Source organism: Flavimaribacter sediminis, assembly GCF_019492055.1.
Lineage (GTDB): Bacteria > Pseudomonadota > Alphaproteobacteria > Rhizobiales > Rhizobiaceae > Flavimaribacter > Flavimaribacter sediminis.
This window is the reverse complement of the sequence record NZ_JAICBX010000002.1, coordinates 341,583-359,351: the sequence shown is the minus strand read 5'-3', so window position 1 is coordinate 359,351 and position 17,769 is coordinate 341,583. Positions and strand designations below refer to the sequence as shown.

Annotated in this window: 14 protein-coding genes; 8 read left to right on the top strand and 6 right to left on the bottom strand. The window is 59.3% G+C overall.

The genetic code is table 11. The features are described from left to right. Positions 1-5: 5 nt before the first annotated feature. Positions 6-494: a hypothetical protein gene (locus K1W69_RS09885; RefSeq protein WP_220228201.1), complete on the top strand. Its 489-nt coding sequence runs from the start codon at positions 6-8 to the stop codon at positions 492-494. Positions 495-503: 9 nt separating this feature from the next. On the opposite strand, the gene K1W69_RS09880 is transcribed toward K1W69_RS09885, so the two are convergent. Then, positions 504-2,984, bottom strand: coding sequence for an adenylate/guanylate cyclase domain-containing protein (locus tag K1W69_RS09880; RefSeq protein ID WP_220228200.1), 2,481 nt, complete (start codon positions 2,982-2,984; stop codon positions 504-506). Positions 2,985-3,175: 191 nt separating this feature from the next. Between K1W69_RS09880 and K1W69_RS09875 the strand changes: the two genes are divergently transcribed. Then, complete coding sequence (locus tag K1W69_RS09875) at positions 3,176-4,288, top strand: YcaO-like family protein (protein ID WP_220228199.1); 1,113 nt, start codon at positions 3,176-3,178, stop codon at positions 4,286-4,288. 278 nt (positions 4,289-4,566) lie between these two features. On the opposite strand, the gene K1W69_RS09870 is transcribed toward K1W69_RS09875, so the two are convergent. Then, positions 4,567-5,265 (bottom strand): Crp/Fnr family transcriptional regulator, encoded by a 699-nt coding sequence (locus K1W69_RS09870; protein WP_220228198.1) that lies wholly within the window; start codon positions 5,263-5,265, stop codon positions 4,567-4,569. Positions 5,266-5,481: 216 nt separating this feature from the next. On the opposite strand from K1W69_RS09870, the gene K1W69_RS09865 reads away from it, so the two are divergent. Together K1W69_RS09865 and eutB are read left to right on the top strand one after the other, a co-directional pair. Continuing rightward, positions 5,482-6,960: an NAD-dependent succinate-semialdehyde dehydrogenase gene (locus tag K1W69_RS09865; protein WP_220228197.1), complete on the top strand. Its 1,479-nt coding sequence runs from the start codon at positions 5,482-5,484 to the stop codon at positions 6,958-6,960. 27 nt (positions 6,961-6,987) lie between these two features. After that, positions 6,988-7,992 (top strand): hydroxyectoine utilization dehydratase EutB, encoded by a 1,005-nt coding sequence (gene eutB, locus K1W69_RS09860; RefSeq protein ID WP_220228196.1) that lies wholly within the window; start codon positions 6,988-6,990, stop codon positions 7,990-7,992. A gap of 23 nt (positions 7,993-8,015) precedes the next feature. Here eutB and asnB read toward each other — a convergent pair whose 3' ends face one another. The 3 genes from asnB to K1W69_RS09845 form a co-directional block, all read right to left on the bottom strand. Further along, positions 8,016-9,887 (bottom strand): asparagine synthase (glutamine-hydrolyzing), encoded by a 1,872-nt coding sequence (asnB, locus tag K1W69_RS09855; RefSeq protein WP_220228195.1) that lies wholly within the window; start codon positions 9,885-9,887, stop codon positions 8,016-8,018. Positions 9,888-9,945: 58 nt separating this feature from the next. Next, on the bottom strand, positions 9,946-11,001 hold the full coding sequence (locus tag K1W69_RS09850; RefSeq protein WP_220228194.1) for a sugar-transfer associated ATP-grasp domain-containing protein: 1,056 nt from the start codon (positions 10,999-11,001) through the stop codon (positions 9,946-9,948). Between the two features lie 80 nt (positions 11,002-11,081). Continuing rightward, positions 11,082-12,092 carry a glycosyltransferase family 2 protein gene (locus tag K1W69_RS09845; protein WP_220228193.1) on the bottom strand — a complete coding sequence of 337 codons (1,011 nt, stop codon included), beginning with the start codon at positions 12,090-12,092 and terminating at the stop codon, positions 11,082-11,084. Between the two features lie 99 nt (positions 12,093-12,191). Between K1W69_RS09845 and K1W69_RS09840 the strand changes: the two genes are divergently transcribed. The 3 genes from K1W69_RS09840 (at position 12,192) to K1W69_RS09830 (ending at position 15,280) form a co-directional block, all read left to right on the top strand. Beyond that, positions 12,192-13,370, top strand: coding sequence for a glycosyltransferase (locus K1W69_RS09840; RefSeq protein ID WP_220228192.1), 1,179 nt, complete (start codon positions 12,192-12,194; stop codon positions 13,368-13,370). A gap of 197 nt (positions 13,371-13,567) precedes the next feature. Beyond that, the gene (locus K1W69_RS09835) at positions 13,568-14,353 is read left to right on the top strand and encodes a WecB/TagA/CpsF family glycosyltransferase (RefSeq protein ID WP_220228191.1); all 786 of its coding nucleotides are present in this window, start codon (positions 13,568-13,570) and stop codon (positions 14,351-14,353) included. A 21-nt stretch (positions 14,354-14,374) separates the two neighbouring features. Next, positions 14,375-15,280 carry a DUF6492 family protein gene (locus tag K1W69_RS09830; protein ID WP_220228190.1) on the top strand — a complete coding sequence of 302 codons (906 nt, stop codon included), beginning with the start codon at positions 14,375-14,377 and terminating at the stop codon, positions 15,278-15,280. On the opposite strand, the gene K1W69_RS09825 is transcribed toward K1W69_RS09830, so the two are convergent. Beyond that, on the bottom strand, positions 15,273-16,550 hold the full coding sequence (locus tag K1W69_RS09825) for a lipopolysaccharide biosynthesis protein (RefSeq protein WP_258570972.1): 1,278 nt from the start codon (positions 16,548-16,550) through the stop codon (positions 15,273-15,275). The genes K1W69_RS09830 and K1W69_RS09825 overlap by 8 nt on opposite strands. A gap of 111 nt (positions 16,551-16,661) precedes the next feature. Here K1W69_RS09825 and K1W69_RS09820 point away from each other — a divergent pair, with 111 nt between their 5' ends. Then, positions 16,662-17,681 carry an endo-1,4-beta-xylanase gene (locus tag K1W69_RS09820; RefSeq protein ID WP_220228189.1) on the top strand — a complete coding sequence of 340 codons (1,020 nt, stop codon included), beginning with the start codon at positions 16,662-16,664 and terminating at the stop codon, positions 17,679-17,681. Positions 17,682-17,769 lie beyond the last annotated feature (88 nt).

Below are 17,769 nucleotides of genomic sequence, written 5' to 3'. Positions count from 1 at the left end.
ATATCATGGGGTCAATCGTCTTCTACAAGCAGGACAAATCCCTGACAGTCGACCAGCAAAGGCGGGAAGGCATGATCTACGCCGGAACCCAGGTCGAGACCAGAATGCAAAGCACGAACAACTATTGGGATGCGGTTCTCGCAACTCTGCATGATGTCATCAGTGCTTCAAACACAGGTTATGATGTCCTGTACGAGTTTCAGAACGAAACAGGCAAGATGAAGCAGAGACGCATCAGCCATTCGGCCAAGAGAAGGAATGTGTTTGATCTGACGCATGTTGATACGGGCCAGCCAGACGGTCATCTCGTGCTCGAGATCAAGCGTGACGAAAGGGTCGCGGACGTCCATTTCATGACGGTTCTGGCGCCACGGCGCTCCAACCAGGCGGACGCCTTCGGATACCTGGCGACGATCGTCGGAGACGTGGCGGAAGTTCCCGGTCGTGAAGAGGACTATCTTAAGGGAACGGTCACCTTCCAGAGGTGCCTGTGAGCTGATCGGTTAGGACTCTTGTTCCTGAGCGGTCTGCTCCATCAGTGAAAGCAGGCGGGCGCGATCCTCGTCCTCACGGATCGGGTAGGCTTCGCTGAACCATCTGGCGATCTCGGTCGGGGTGGGCGCTGTCGCGCCCGCCCAGATGGAGCTGACATCGCCGCACAGGCGCTTGAATTCGGTCGCGGCTTCTTCTCTCCGGCCGACCGCGGCGAGGGCGGCCGCGTGCCAGCCCGGATTATCGATAATGCGATCACTCGAGCGGATCGCGGCTTCGATCGCCTTCTCATGCTCTCCGGCCAGAAAATAGACGCTCGCCGCATAACTCCACTGGTAATCGAGCAGCACCGGCGCGTATTCGATGCTGTGCGCCAGCAATTCCATTGCGCGTTCATGATCACCGAAAAAGGCGAAGCCCATCGCGCATGAGATCAGTGTGCGTGGGCTGTGCGGGTTGAGTTTCGCAGCGAGCTCCATGTGGATCGATGCGTTTTCGAACTTGCCGTCAAGCGATGACGACCACGCCACAGCCAACTGGTTGCGCGCGTCGAGTGGATCGAGCTCTACGGCCATTTGCGCGAGCCGGTAAGCCTGCCGGAGATCCTCCGCATCGCGGGCGAGGCCAGGACGCACGATGTGTCTGACGTTCTTCAGGCTCGCAAGGCTGGCGTAGGCGGGCGCGAAACTGGGAGAATGGTCGATTATGCGCGTGAAGATCGACGCCGCCTCGTCATGGCTCTGCGGCGTCCAGCGCGTCAGGATCTTTTCGCCCTGCAGCCATTGATCGACGCATGCGTCCATCTCCGGCTCTGTTGTGCGCGCCAGCCTGTCCGTCGAAATATAAACCTCGAGGGTGGCGGCTATGCGGCCGATTGCGCGCTGCTTGACGGCCTGAAGGTTTTCCGGCTCGAGCACGAAACGATCAGACCACACAAGCCCGCCGCTGCGCGCCTCTCCAAGGGTCAGGACGATTTCCGGTTTGCCGACAGCCGACGTCAGCGTTGCGCTGAGCTTGTAGTCTGAAACGCCTGCCGAAAGCGACGGCGCCTGCTCTCCTTCGACGGCGGACCAGCCGCGAAAACAGGACAGGCTGGCGAGGAGCTCCTTGCGGAAAGCGTTCGCGATCTCCCGGCCTTCATCGGTCAGCGCTTCGAACTCCGTCACCTGGATCCGCAACGGCGCAGTCGACGCGCGCGTTCGCGCCGGCTGTGCTGCGGTGTTATCTCCACGCAGAGCGGCGACCGTTTCCGGTTTTGGCGAGATGCCGAAATATCTATCCAGATAGTTTTCGAGCTGGGTGTAGACCCGCCGCGCCGCGCCGGGATTGTCCACGGCGTGATAGTACCGGATCAGCATGCGCGCCGCCCGTTCGTGGCCGGGCTCGATACGCACGAGCGCCATGGCCGCGTCGCGGGCGCCGTCGTCGCCGATTTCAAACATGTCGAGGCAGAGTTCGAGCGCGGTGGCGATCCGGTTGCGCCATTCGCTGCGGGCCACCGCGAGCCAGGAGGTGAAAAGCGGGCCGACATCTTCCAGACCGGCAAGAATACGGTCCGGCCATTCGCCGTCGCGGTTCAGCACGGGATCGACGTACCCCTGGCGCAGGTCGTTTTCCATTCTCTCCAGATCGATCTCGAGCCGGCTGTGATTAAGCGCGACCGAACCTTCGGCCCACTCGACCGGCAGACCCGACTGTCTCCGTATTGACGACACCAGCCGGTTCATGGATTTTTTCGCCTCGGCGAATGGGCGATCCGGCCACAACAGCGCATTCAGCCGGCCAACGGTCTCGACGCCATTCGGAGACACGACCAGATAGGCGAGCAGTCCCTTGGTCGATCCCCGGGTGCCGACCGGAAGCGAATGTTCGTCGCGGGACACCGAAAGTCCGCCTATCGTGCGCACGGAGAGTTGTCCGATTTCAGGACTGTCCGCGGCGTCTATTTCCTTCAGAACCTGATAGACCCGCATGTGCTCCGGTATGTTTTTCATGCGGCGACCGCCGATCGCCTCGAAGCCGAAGCGCGATGTCCGCTGAACCAGCATGTAGACTTCCTGGGAGACGCAGGTGCCGCCGCTTCCGGCAAGACCTTCCAGCCGCGCCGCTACGTTGACGGCGTGGCCGTAGGCGTCGCCGCCGCGAAACATCACTTCCCCGATATGAATTCCCGCGCGGAATCTGGCCGTATTCGGAAAGCCATCGCGCAGGTCTGCGACCGCCTCATGCATCGCCATGGCGAACTCGATGGCGTCTGTCGCGCTCTCGAACAGAAGCATCGCTCCGTCCCCGGTTGTCTTGACGAGTTGTCCGCGAAAGTCGGAGCATGTTCTGGTGAAGTGGTCAAAGCAACGCGACAGGAAGGCGATTGTCTCGTCTTGCCGTTCACTCATGAAGCGGCTGGAGCTGGCAAGGTCCAGAAACAGCACGGCTTTCAATGAGGCTTTGGGTGTCCCGGCCTGTCCGGTATTACCCGCATTGGTGCTCGACATCGGTTCCCCTGCACGTCAATGTGCGCAATTGATAGTTAATCTACCAGTTTTTGCAATGTTACATGAAAAGTACATTGGACAACTTGCAGCAGTATTTCTTGCACATTGACGCGACGCCTGAAGGTTGGCCGGCTCATTTCGAGTTTTGCGTGCCGGGAAGCGAGGCGTTTGCACGGTGGCCGGGCTTTCCCATGGCTGCGCGTGTTGAGTCGGGACGCGCAGCCGGCGGCCGCGGTGTTACCAAGGCAAGGTGTCGAGAAAGCGGCCTTGGCGAAGCGATCGAGCTTGCAAGCCTGTGCGTCTGGGGGGATGAAACCCTGCTTCAGGCGCCTTTGGAAACTGTCCGCGATATCGCTGTAGAGCCTGGTCGGCTGGCGGGTCTGACCGTCACGCAGCGTGCTGAAAGACATGATTGGAACAGCGTCTATGGCGCAGTGGACTGGCGCGGACGTAAAGTCGCCGACGCTGAAATCATCGACTGGATGCAGGCGCAGGACCTGTCAGGCGCCGTGCGCCTGGTTCCCGCAGAAGCGGCGCTCATTGGCAAAAGCGCCAAGGGCGATGGCAATGCTGTGATGATCGCGGACACCTGCGGCTGTGCCGCGGGCCCGGACGCGGATTCGGCCAGGCTCGGCGCGGTTCTGGAGCTCATAGAACGCGACGCCGTCGGTCGGTGGTGGCACGGGGCTCGCCAGCGCCCGCAATTCGGATTTGATACCATCTCGCACGAACCGGCGCTGTGTGATTTCCTGGAGCGTCGGGAGAGGCGCACTCGGCTCTTCGATATCACCACGGATATTGAGATCCCGGTTGTCGCCGCAGTCTCCTGGACTGCGAATGGCGGCGATATCGCCATGGGTTTTTCGGCCCGCTTCGACCACGCCGCCGCTGGCGTTCACGCCATTGTCGAAATGTTGCAGGGAGAAATTGCGCTCACCCAGCGCGCTGATGCCGGCGACCGGCTGCTTGCCGAATGGCTTGAAAAGGCGACGGCGCGTCTTCCGATGTTGTCGCCGCCGCCGGTCGCGGCAACGGCGGTGTCTTTGCCGCAAGACAATGCCGGCGACCGGTTGCAGGCCTGTCTCGACAGGTTTGAAGCGCTCGGTCTCGATATCCTGTTCATGGATTTCACGCGCGCCGAATTCGGTATTCCGGTGTTTCGCGCCATTGCGCCGGATCTCTGCCGGGACAAGCCGCGCTGGAACCATGAGCGTCTCTGCGCCGCGGATGAAAGGGATCTGGGCGTGAAGCCAGATCCGGATGAAAATCGGCGGCCGCCTAATCGAATTCCCTTGATGGTGTAGTCGTATTCTGATAATTTTTAAAATTATCTATATTTTTCAATAGTTTAGATTTTGTTTCGGGAATCTGGCTTTGTTTCGGGAATCTGGCTTTGTTTCGGGAATCTGGCTTTGTTTCGGGAATCTGGCTTTGTTTCGGGAATCTGGCTTTGTTTCGGGAATCTGGCTTTTTCGTTGCTGCAGTATCGGGGTCGCAGGCCTCCAGGTCCGAACAGCAACAGTATAACACAAATGCATTGAAAAAGCAGCAACCTTGTCCACGCTTTGGCGGACGGGCGACCCTACACGGACACCTTGGTGATCTGCCGCAGTCGCGGAATATCGATAACGGTAATCTTCCTGCGGCCGACCTCGACGATGCCGAGGGCCGAAAGCGCGGAAAGCTCGCGGCTGACGGCCTCGCGATGGGTGCCGAGCATGGTTGCAAGCTGATAATGCGTCGGCGCAGGAGAAAGCACGACCGGCGGTTCCGCCTCACCGGTTTCGACCGCGCGGCGCAATAATTCCGCGCAGACCCTTTGGCGTACGGCGAGCGTGCTGAATTCGAATATCCGGTGAGTGAGGAAGCGGTTCTTGCGCACCAGAAGTTCAGCAAGCCGGAGTCCGATGCCCGGCATCGTCATCACGAGCTGACGAAACTTCTCCGATGTCATCTGTCCGACGAGGCTTTCCTCCAGGGTCTCGATCGCAGCGGATCGAGGTTTCTGGTCGATCGCTGAAAATTCGCCGAAAACATCGCCGCGCGAAAGCTCTGTATATGTCACTTCCTTGCCGTCTTCGGAATAGCTCTTGGCGACGACGCTGCCTTCGACGATGAAGAAGATGTCGGTAGAACCCTCGCTTTCGCTGATGACCTCTACGCCCTTTTGATAACGCTGCCAGACGCATTGCCGTCCGATCTCGTTGAGTTGTCCGGTGTCGAGATCCGACAACAGGCCAACGAGATGCAGCAGGTTTTCAGCTTGCGCTCGATCACTCATGATAAATTTCGAAAATTCGCCTTTTATCTGCCGGCTATCGTAGCAGAGCCGAACTGGCTTTGTCATGCCATGAGTGCCGTATTGTCTGTCGCGGCAGGATTATTCCTCTCGCCCGACGTCTGCCGCCAGTCGTTTCGTCTGGCCCATAGCGGCAAAAAAGCCTCAAATTCTGGGCATTCGCCCCTATGCTCGTTTCGGCTTTCGAAAGGAGACGAGATGACGGGTAAAACCACGCAATTGATCTTCGACATAGCGTCGGACCGAAATCTGGTCCGTGATCTCTCCTATATTGGCGGTCAGTGGACAGGATCGGCGCGCGGCGAAACAATGTCGATCTTCAACCCTGCCGATATGTCGGTGATAGCTGCGGTCGCCAGTCTGTCGACGGCGGAGGCTGCAACGGCCGTAGACCACGCCGACAGCGCTTTTTCCTGTTGGTCGGCTCTGCTGCCGCAGGATCGTTCGCGGATCCTGCGCAACTGGTTCGATCTGATTGTCGAAAGCCGCGAAGATCTTGCCCGCATCATGGTGATGGAACAGGGCAAGCCGATCTCCGAAGCCCGCGGAGAGATCGACTATGCAGCCTCTTTCGTCGAGTTCTACGCCGAAGAATCCAAAAGACCCAATATCGAGGGCGTGACATCGCATCTGCGAGACGCGGAAGTCGAGGTCTGGCTTGAACCAGCAGGCGTCGCAGCTCTGATTACGCCCTGGAACTTTCCCTGCGCCATGTTGACGCGCAAGGCCGCCGCCGCCCTTGCCGTGGGTTGCACGGTTGTCGCCCATCCTTCAATGGAGACGCCGCTTTCCGCCCTTGCATTGGCCGAACTTGGCGCCCGCGCGGGCATGCCTGCGGGCGTTTTCAACGTCGTGACGGGTGAGGCCGCCGCCATCGTGGAGCCGTGGACGCGCGATCCACGTGTGCGCGTCCTGTCCTTCACCGGCTCCACGGAGATCGGCAGGCTTCTCTATCGTCAGTCAGCGGACACCATAAAGAAACTCGTGTTGGAACTCGGCGGTCACGCTCCGGTCATCGTGTTCTCGGACGCTGATCTGGACAGCGCTGTGGCCGAAACGATCAAGGCCAAATTCGCCACGTCCGGTCAGGATTGCCTGGGCGCCAACAGGATTATGGTCGAACGCCCCGTATACGAGGAATTTGTCACGCGCTTTACCCAAGCGACGGAGCAACTGACCGTCGGATGCGGTTTCGACGATCCCGACATCGGCCCGCTGATGAACGAGAAGGCCGTGGCCAAACAGGAAGAGCATGTCGCCGATGCGCTCGATAAAGGCGCCACGCTCAAATGCGGTGGACGCCGCCACGATTGCGGGCCCCTGTTCTACGAGCCAACAGTTCTCGCCGACGTATCGTCCGACGCAATGATCATGAAAGAGGAAATCTTCGGACCAGTCGCGGCGATTTGCGCCTTCGATACGGAGGAGGAGGCAATCCGCCGCGCCAACGACACGGAATACGGCCTCGTCGCCTATCTGCATTCGAACGACCCCCGCCGTATCTACCGGGTGAGCCGTGCGTTGCAATTCGGCATGGTCGCCGTAAACCGCACCGAGGTGACGGGCGCGCCGATCCCGTTTGGCGGCGTCAAGCAGTCGGGACTCGGGAGAGAAGGCGCGCGTCTGGGCATGGAAGAATTTGCAGAAGTCAAATATGTTTGCCGCGACTGGGCCTGAGTCCGGCTTCTGGAAATTTGGTGTTTCATGGATCTATCGCTCGCCGACATTCTGGCCGCTCGCAAGACGATAGCTGGCATGGCGGACGCCACGCCGCTGGTTCCCTCGCCGCACATGCGCACGGTTGCAGGGCAGGAATTCCTTTTAAAACTGGAGAATATGCAGCCGATCGGCGCTTTCAAGTTGCGCGGCGCGCTGAACGCGGTGATGAACCTGCCCGAGGGCGTGACGGGCGTGACCTGCTGTTCTACCGGAAATCACGGGAGAGGCGTGGCCTACGCCGCCGGCTTGCGCGGCCTGCGCGCAGTGATCTGTATGTCCGAACTCGTGCCGCAAGCCAAGGTCGAGGGCGTCCGTGCGCTGGGAGCGGAGGTGCGCATCATCGGCCAGAGCCAGGACGATGCACTGGCTGAAAGCCAACGGCTTGTCGCGGAGGAGGGGCTTGTCGAAATATCCCCCTTCGACGATCCATTCGTGATCGCCGGGCAGGGCACGATTGGACTGGAGATCCTGGAGAAACGCCCGGACACGGCAATGATCCTCGCGCCATTGTCAGGCGGTGGTCTTGCCGGCGGCGTGGCGCTTGCCGCCAAATCGATAAATCCGCGCGTCGCCGTCATCGGGGTGTCGATGGACCGGGGAGCGGCCATGTATCAGTCCATTCGGGCAGGAAAGCCGGTGGAAGTTGAAGAAACGCCGAGCCTTGCGGATTCTCTGGGCGGCGGCGTCGGGCTCGAAAACCGTCTCTCCTTTCCTCTTTGCCGGGATTATCTCGACGATGTTGTGCTGGTCACCGAGGAGGAGATCTATCACGCCATGCAGACGCTCTATTACGAGGACAGGATTGTCGCGGAAGGAGCCTGTGTCGTCGGAATTGCGGCCATGCAGGCGGGTCGTTTGCCGAAGCCCAGGGGACCCGCCGCCACCATCGTAACGGGCCGCAATCTGGACATGTCCCAGTTCACAAAGATCATCAATGGCCAGGATATCGCGCTTGGCGACTACCGGATTGCCGGTAAGGCCTATCGATAGGACCTCCACGCAGTCACGGCGGACTATTGGCCGGAATCGCGCTGCATGCCGATCAGCTTTTCGCCTATGGCGTCGACGGTTTCACCCGCGCAGTACAGACGAACAAGAATTTCCATGCCGATCAGGCGGATGTGTGAATTCACGTCCTGTCTGGCCATGTGCGTCACATGATCCGTTTCCGCGCTCGACCATCGCATGACGTCCCGGAAGAGACCGTTTGAAAGTATCGCTTCGCATCCGCGGGTGTAGCTCGTCGTGATCGCAAAACCGATTTTTGGCGCCCGGATGTTTTCCTCCGGAAGGTAATTGCGGGCGACGGTTCTCAGCAGCCATTTCGCCGTCCGCTTTCTGTATTTGAAATCCGGATGCAGGTGCAGGGCGAAGTCGATGATGTCGTTTTCGATGAAGGGCACCCGCAATTCGACAGACGAGGCCATGCTTATCCGGTCGTGCCGGTGCAGGAGGCTCTGGAGGTGACTGTAGACATCGAAAAGACCTCTTGCCGCGAAAACCCGCGCCTGATGATTCCTGATCGGAGCAAGCCGCTCCAGAATTTTCTCCTGCAGTATGAATCGCTGTGGCGAAAGCGCCGAAATAACCGAATTTCTGGTTTCCTGAATTCCCATGCGGAGCGACGTGGTGAAGGGCGACTGACGCAGCTGCTTCAGCAGCTTTTTTCGTTGCGAACTTCTCAGGAGCAGCGATCGCGGCGGATCCAGTTTCCGCCAGAGGCGAGCGCTGTTGTGGTGCCAGTTGTAACCTCCGAAAAGTTCGTCCGCTCCTTCCCCGGTCAATAGCACCTTCACTCCGTCGGCGCGGCACTGTTCGGTCATGGCGAGAAGTGAAGGCGTGCTCACGAAATGCGTGTCGTTCTCAACATGATAGATCGACTTCGGCAGGTTGCGCAGATATTTGTCACGGTTCTCGACGACCCGCCTTATGTCGACTCCACATTTGTCTCCTGTGCGCTGCGCCGCCTCGACTTCGTTGACGCCAACATCCGGATCCATGACATAGCCGTGATAGTCCTGCAGAGCCGATTTCGACATCGCCGTCACGAGACCGGAATCAATGCCGCCGCTGCAGGCGGTCGCCAGGGGAGCGTCGGAAATGCAATGCATCGCGACGCTGCTATTGAGTATAGATTCCAGTTGTTGCGCAAGACCGTCCTTTGTCCGGTTTCCCGCTTCCAGCCGGTCGACGTCAACTGACTCCAGCGCGTCCCAGAACCAGCTCTCCTCCACACCCTTCGCCGATATCTTCCAGCATCCGCCTGGCGGCAGACGTCTGATCCGCCGGAACAGGCTCGACTGGCCATCCGACGTCTGCGCCGCAAGACGCAACGTGATCTCGCGGGCGGAAATCTCGGTCGGAAAGGAATCGAGCGCGAGAATGCCCTTGTCTTCCGAACAGAAGATCAGCCGGTTATCATATTGGGCGACAGAGAGCGACTTGACGCCAATCCGGTCCCGGACCAGCCACAGGACCTTTTCCTGCATGTCGTAAAAAGCGAAGGCGAACATGCCGTTGAAACGGGAGACGGCGCGCTCGACCCCCCAGATGCACAGGGCGTTGAGAACAACTTCCGTGTCGCAGTCACCGGAGAAGGTTGCGCCTTGCTCTGTCAGTTCGTTTCGCAATTCGCGGAAATTGTAGACTTCGCCGTTATACGCGAGCAGCCCGCGGCCGTCGCTGGACTGCATGGGCTGACTGCCTCGATCCGTAGGATCGATGATGGAAAGTCGGCAATGACCCAGAGCGAGACTGTCGACCGCACGATAGCCTTGACCGTCGGGTCCGCGATGCGCAGTCACCTCAATCATCCTGCGGACGTCGGCCATATCCCTTTCGTCGGATAATCCCGAAAAACTCCATATTCCGGCTATTCCACACATGGGCGACGTCTCCTCTTGTCGCGGCGTCTGGCTCTGTTTTGGGCGACGAACATCGTTCTTAATCGAGAGGAATGCCGAATTCGCGCAGATAGGCGCGTTTTTCTTCGGTGTCGGCGATGGGCGTCGTGGCCTGATGAATGTCGATATGCGGCGCGGTGTTGAGTTCGACCACCATCGGTCCGTTGGGGGTGAGCGCTATGTCCCATCCAACAATTCCAGGATGGGGCAAAAGGCCGGCTAATCGGGAAACGGTCTCCTTCACAAAAGGCCAGTCAGGGATGGTCTCGCCTGTGACGCGGGCGCCGGACTCCGGATGCTCATCCGCTTCCACCCGAGCGCCGATGGCATCGTCGTAGTGGACGAGGCGGTCCAGTTCGCCGGTTTCAAGATCGACGCCGCAGGCCCAGCCGCCCCGACCACCTTTGAAATTATCGGTCGGAACGGTTTCCGATACGCCGACCTTGAAGGTCGCGGCGATGAAACAGACCTTGTGTCCGCGCGCCGACGTGCCGGTGGTGATGCGGATCGTGTTGAGGGTTTCGGAGAAGAACTGCGCGCTCCAGTCTCCCTGCGCAATTTTCTCGGAAATCACATATCCTGTCCTGACGCCGTCGCTCAGGTGTTTCAATTCCTCGCTTGTGGATTTTCTCCCGTCGATGAACAGCGTATCTTCACGCCATTCCAGCAAAAAGGCGCCGGCGCCCCCGATCTGGTCTCCCGGTTTGACGAACAGCGATCCGTGGTTCATCACCAATTCCAGAAAGTCCTGCGGACACGCCGCCAAGGGTTCGCCCTTCAGTGGAACGATTGTCGAGCCCGCCACATAGTAGCACACTGGCGGCGCAACCTCGGGCATGACTCGGTCGAGCCAGAGTTTCTGCGAAATCTTGTGAAAAAGCGCATGATGAAGTTGTCTGTTCCGCTGGGCCAGCTTGCGCTTGTAGCGGGCCTCCCGCACGTATTTTCCTGATTTCAGCAACGGCTCGGGAAGGATTGACAGGCGCGCGGCGGAATGGCCGGTGAAAAGCGATTTCAGCTTCCATTTGAAAGGGGCGGACTCTCCAAAGGACCGCTTTACGATTTCGCCGTAATATCTGTACCGCTCAAGCCACATTACCCGGACATTGCATCATTCAAGTAATCTGACAAGTCGACTATTGTCGTCGCAAGCAGCCGCCCAAGGCTAAAAAGACATCACCCGCCGTCCTGGGTGCGGTATTGTTCATTAATACTTCCGAACACTGCGATGAAACGACCAATGGCGACATTGGGATGGTGCATTCCCATCGTCGCCGAACCGGTTTTGCGCCACAACCGCGCCATTCGAAAGGGCGAGACGCCAAGAAGGGCGACAGACTTCAGAAAACTCGTGATGCGCCCGGCGGCGCCGGATTTCCGGCGTGTTTCAAGCATCGCCGAGATGGCGCCTTCGCGGCGGCTGCGCTTCCCAAGCCAGGCCGGCTCGGTGCGATTGTCCGGCACCGTTTCGAACACCGGCGCATCTTCGCACCACGCAAACCGGAACCCCGCCGCGCGGCATCGGCTGTAGAAATCGGAGTCGCCTCCGCCGATGAAATTGAAGAGTGGATCAAGGAACGGCCGCGGCATCGCGTCGAGAACCTTGCGTGCAATCATCACATTGCCCGACGAGTACAGGATCGGCACCGCGCCTGTTGTTTCGTAGGCGGGTTTGAAAACCGGATGTGCTTTCCAGCGGTCGAGACTCCTGTCGGAAAACACGGGCCGTTGCGGTCCGCCGACAATATCTGCGTCCGTCTCCGTCATGGTTTTTTCCATCGAGGCGAGCCAGTCGGGGCCAGCGAGTTCGTCGTCGTCGATCACGGCGATCGCCTGAAGGTTGGGAAAGGTGTCGAGGACGGTGCCCCAGCCGGCATTGTAGGCGTGGCAATTGCCGCGCTCATGGGCCAGCACCACGAGACCCGGCGTTTTGCGCTCTTCGAAGAAACGCTGCGCGACGTCGGCGCCTTGCATGCCTTCGGTGTCATTCTCCATGACGACGATCGCGAATACGTGTTGAAATTTCTGATGTTGCAGCGAGACAAGCGTCTTGTGAAGGTGTTCGGGTCGCCTGAATGTCGGCAACGTAACTGCAAAACGAATCTGGTCCCGCGCGAGGTCGGGCGTCTCATAGCCGACGGAGACCTTGGGACGCTTAGCGCCTTTCTGTATCAAATCTTCGTTCATCGCCCCGCAATCGCGCCATAAAGCTCTTGTTCATCATCTGTGTTATACTTCCTTCGTCCACGGTTGTCTGAAACCCTTTTTCCATAAAGTATACGAAAGATGAAACTGGCTTTCGTAACATCGCTCCTGCCCGTACAGGATCCTGTCACCGGCTTCGACCTGGCGAACCGGGTGATCGTCGACGCCATTCGCGAAAGGGGCGTCGATCTCAAGCTGATCGGTTACAGTTCACCGGGGGCCGAGGTCGCTTATAGCGACGATGCGATCGTTCTCGGAGAGCAGGACATCACCAATGCGCGCGCGAGCGCTGCGCAGAAAGCGCGCTGGTTGCTTCAGGCTGTGGCGAATAATACAACCGTTTCGTCGGCCAAGATGCTTGCCTGTGGACGCGGAAAAATTGAAGAAGCCTTGGCGGCCGCCGGGCCCGTAGACGGCCTGATTTTGAATTCGGTCCAGTTGCCGGCGGCCTATCCCGACATATTCGGCCGCTACAAATCGATCTTCATCGCCCACAACGTCGAGTGGCTTTCCGCTTTCCAGAATTCCGCGCATGCGGCGACAAGGATGGAAAGGCAGCTTTACCGGAGGGAGTCGTCGATACTGAAGCGCCTTGAGGACGAATTGTGCAGACAGGCGCGGTTCGTTTGGACTCTGTCTGAAGAAGACCGGCATTCGCTGGTCGCCGCCGACGCTTCAAGGTCTGCATTCCTGCCGCTGGTGACCCGCTTTGATCCGCCCGACGCACCCGCGGCCGACCGGAAGGTCGAATATGATCTCGGCATGATTGGAAGCTGGAGCTGGCAGTCAAACCGTATCGGCCTGGACTGGTTCCTCGATGAAGTGACGCCGAAATTGCCGCAAACAGTGTCGATCGCGATCGCCGGTCAGATCGGGCAACCGGCGCCGGACGCCGAGCATCCCGGGCTTCGACTGCTGGGTCGGGTTCCGGACGCGCGCGATTTCGTTCGTTCCTGCGCAGTTATCGCGCTGGCAAGCAGAGCCGGAACCGGCGTCCAGCTCAAGACGATCGAAACCTTCGAGATGGGCCTGCCCGCCGTCGCCACGTCGTCCGCGTTGCGGGGGATAGCCGACACACCTTCCAATGTCGTTGCAGCCGACACTGCAGACGCGTTCGCGCAAGCTGTTGCGGAACAGGTGGAGGCATCCCGAAAGGGCGGGTTCAAAACCCTGGACGGACGGGAGTTTCACGCCGACCAGCGTCGGCGTCTGGGCGAAGCAATCGATGTTGGACTGAAGCGGCTCGACAGTAACGAGTGAATAATTACAGTCTCTCAGAAATTTATTCAGAATTCTTTTTGGTTTTTCTTGGTATTTCCACCTAGTATCCAGTAAAACTGCATATTGAACAAATGCTGCATGTTTGTCATTCGCCATACGGCTTTGCGGACTGTATCGTCAGTGACAGTGTTCCGGATTGGAACTGGAGGCGACAGGTGGTTCAGGAGATCGGCGCTATGGCAGACGCCGCGCCGGATACGATCGACATCAATGGCGTCGGGGTCTCACCCTACGACTGGGAAGCAGCCTTGCGTTTTCTCGAAGCCGCGGCCCGTGGCGGCGGACAGACGGTCGTGGAGTTTCTGAACGCCAATAATTCCAATATCGCCACCGCCAATGTCGACTATCGCAGCGCGCTTGGAAACGCCGTCGTGCTCGCCGACGGAATCGGCGTCGACATAGGCGCCTTTGTCCTGCATCGCCGGTCGTTTCCGGGCAATCTCAACGGGACAGACCTTGTTCCGGCGTTTCTTACCTATGTCGAGAAACCCTTGCGCGTCGCGCTGATTGGCGCGCGGCCCGAAGTATTGAAAGAAGCCTGCGCGGCCTTTTCGGCGCATGCGCCCTGGCACGAGTTCATCGCGGTTTCGGATGGCTATTTCGACAAGGCGCAATCGGCGGACGTTCTTGAGCAACTGGAGAAAGTCGACCCGGACTTCGTGCTTGTCGCGCTTGGCAGTCCCGCGCAGGAATTGTGGATCGACCGCAATATCAAGCCGCAGCATGGTCGCCTCGTGATGGGGGTGGGCGCACTGTTCGATTTCATGGCGAACGCGGTGCCCCGCGCGCCGCTCTGGATGCGCCGGATGCGCTGCGAATGGGTTTACCGGCTGGCGAAGGAACCCTCACGCCTTTGGCGTCGCTATCTGCTGGGCAACCCGATGTTCATCTATCATGTTTTGCGTTACAAGTTTGCAACCAGGCCTGACCACGCCGGTCCGGCTGCGCCCGATCAGCCCTGAAGTGCGACCCTCCCAAAGTCCATGAGCGCCAAGAATCCGGAAAAGCGTACAGCCGTCATCACGGCGTCCTATTCGAACGATCTGGAGCGGTGCAGGCTGCTTTGCGAAAGTCTCGACGCCAATCTGCTGGGCAAGTGGCGTCACTACATTCTCGTCGAGAGCGCGGATGTCGAAATGTTCCGTTCGCTGGAATCGCCGCACCGCGAGATCATAAACGAGCGCGATATCCTGCCGCGCTGGATAAGGCCGTTCAACGATCCGGTTTCACGGCGCCACAAGCGCGTTTGGCTCAGCCCGTACACAATGCCGCTTCGCGGTTGGCACATACAGCAATTGCGACGGTTCGGCATCGGGCGGATGATTGACGAGGATCTTCTGTTTTCCGCCGATTCCGACGTGGTTCTGGTCCGTAAATTCGATCCTGTCCTGCTTTGGGCGGGCGACAATATACGCTTCTACCGGCGCGACAACGCGATCGACGCGACCATGCAGGAGCATGTCGACTGGTCGCTTCAGGCGGGCAAGGTCTTGCATCTCGACAAGGCTCGCGAGGCGCCGCCCTTCCATGACTATATCAATACGCTGATCGGCTGGAGGCGCGACACGCTGTTGGGCCTTCTCGATCATGTCGAAAGGGTCAACGGTATGCACTGGGCCCGCGCGATCGCGAGAAACAGGCGGATTTCGGAGTGCACAATCTATGGCCGCTACGTGGATGACGTGCTCGCCGGCGCCGGCCACAATCCCGATCCGAGGCCGCTGTGCCACGTGATGTGGAACGCCGGCGAAGAGGGCGGGAAGCCGGATGATCTTTCGAACTTCGCCGCTGCGCTCGAGCCCGGTCAGGTTGGCGTCGGCATCCAGTCTTTCATCGGGCACGATATCAACGAGATTCGAAAATCGTTGGCGATTGGAACCGTCAGATAGCGCGGGCGGTGTTTTTGCGCAGCGCCGGATAGGTAAGCGCAAAGGACACGACGTAGAGGACCGCGAAGACCGCATTCAGCAAGGGCGCCCAGTGCGCCACATCCTTGTAGAGCGTGAGGATCAGCGCCAGCAACCCGCCCTTCACGATCCCGATGACCGCCATGTTGGATGTGCGCAGGAATGTGTGTCCCGTCGCGTAGAGCAACTCGGATTGATATTCGATCAGATTGCGCAGCGCCGGAACCGCGATTACCAGGATGAGCAAGGGAGCCGCGACCGCGACGTTTTTACCGAGCGCATTCGGAAAAAAGTGCAGAAAGACGACGAAGAAGACGAGCGCCGCCGTCGAGATCGCAGCGACGGCGAGTTCGATGCCGGCGCGCAGCCGCAGGGAGCCAAGGGCCTCCCGCGATCGCATGACCGCCTGCACCAGCATCATGTTGAAAGACCGTATCGGCAGGGCGGTCAGATCGACCAGGCGCATAATGATTGCGTAGAGGCCTGCGATGGTCGGGTCGGTCAGAGACAGCACCAGCAGCTTGTCCAGTTCCGATTGTAGGTAGAACAGGATTTCCGCGCTGGCGACCGCCACCGAGTCGCGCCAGCGGCGCAGATAGAGCGCAGGCTGCCACCGCAAACGTTGCTTCGGATAGAAGACGACGATTGCGATCAGCATGACAAGGCCGTTCGCGGAGAGATAGTACCAGGCCCATACGGACAGCGTGGTCACGCCGCCGAGGGAAAACAGGATCGCGGACGAAGCCCTGAACGCAGAGCCGAGGATCACGAGAATGGCGGCGTGGCCGAACCGTCCCATGCCGTTGCAAACGATCATGACGATCTCGACGGTGCGCCAGAAAAACACTTCGGCGATCATGATGAGGGCGAAGGGCAGCAGCGACATGTCGCTGCGAAAGATCAATACGTACATGACGATGGCCGCCAGCACGATCGCCGGAATCGACAGGGCCAGAGCCGCAAGAATGCCTGTCGTATAGGTCCCGATCATACGCGGTTTCACCGTGGCGACCCGGTAGAGAGGTGAAGTAAAGCCGAAAGCGGCGATGCGGGACAGGACGATGCCGGTCGCCGAGGCGGTCGCGAACAGCCCGAACTCCGCAATTGACAGCGTATTGGCGATGGTGACGAAATAGGCGAGCGAAATGACAAGCCGGCCCGCCGAACCGCCGAGCGCCCAGAAATAGCCGCGAACAATCCCTATATGTCGCTTTAGAAAGTCGATCCAGTTGCTGGGCCAGTTGCTGGGCAAGTCTTCACCGGTCGTATTAATAGCCGTACAGCGCCAATGAACTACAATAGAGATCATTTGTTAACACGTCGTTCTGTCCTGAAGGCGGCGGCCGGAGCGGGAGCGGCGGCAATGGCCCCGTCGACCCTGTTCGCCGGCGCGGCGCACGCCGGCGCCGGAAAGAAACGCAGGGTGCCGTTCGGCGCGGCGCTGGAGTATCTCCCTTTTATCGAGGATTCCGACTATACGGCCTTGTTCGTTCAGCACTGCGACATCATTGTCCCGATGAATTCCCTGAAATGGGACGCGTTGCAGTGGAACAGGGGTGATTTCACCTTTCTGGAGGCCGACGGAATACTGAATTTCTCGGAATCCTTAGAGCGCGGATCTTACGGCCACACATTCGTTTGGTGGAACGGTCTGCCGCCCTGGGTCGAAACCCTGTCGACGCGCAAGGAGGCTGAAGCAGCGCTTATCGAGCACATTCAGACCGTAGGTTCCTATTATTCCGGCCGTGTGCCGGCATGGGACGTCGCGAATGAAGTGGTCGCGCATGATCCGCTGGAAAGCGGCATGTGGCGCGACAGCGTGTGGATGCGGCTGCTCGGCGCCGAGCATGTCGATATCGCCTTTGCCGAGGCCGCCAAGGCTGCGCCGGACGCCGAACTCAACATCAACGACTACGATCTCGAGTTCAAGGGCGCCCGTTATGACGCGCGTCGGAAGGCGATCCTCGATCTGGTGCGTCGACTTCAGGACCGGGGTTTGAAGATCGACGCCGTCGGAATTCAGGGACATCTCTATCCGGAAGTTCCGATCGACTTTGAGGGTCTGGGGCGCTTCATCACTGACCTCGCCGCGCTCGGCGTCGATTACCGCATCACCGAAATCGATGTGATCGACTGGAAACTGCCGGTCGACATCGAGTTGCGTGACGAACGCGCGGCCAGCCATGTCAACGATTTCCTCGACGCTGCGTTTTCAGCTGCGCCTCCGCTTTCGGTGGCCACCTGGGGCCTCAGCGATCGCTATTCCTGGATATCCGACGCCATGCCGCATCGCCGCGGCGCCAGAAACCGGCCTTTGCCCTTCGATGAAAATCTCAAACCCAAGCCCATGTTCGACGTCATCATGAAATATGTCGATGCATGAACGAGGCCGTTAACCAATTTTTTTCCAGGTTTTTTTAGAGTATGTTAGCCATGGTTCAAAAAGGGCGTTTGCGCCCGGGTAACAAGCA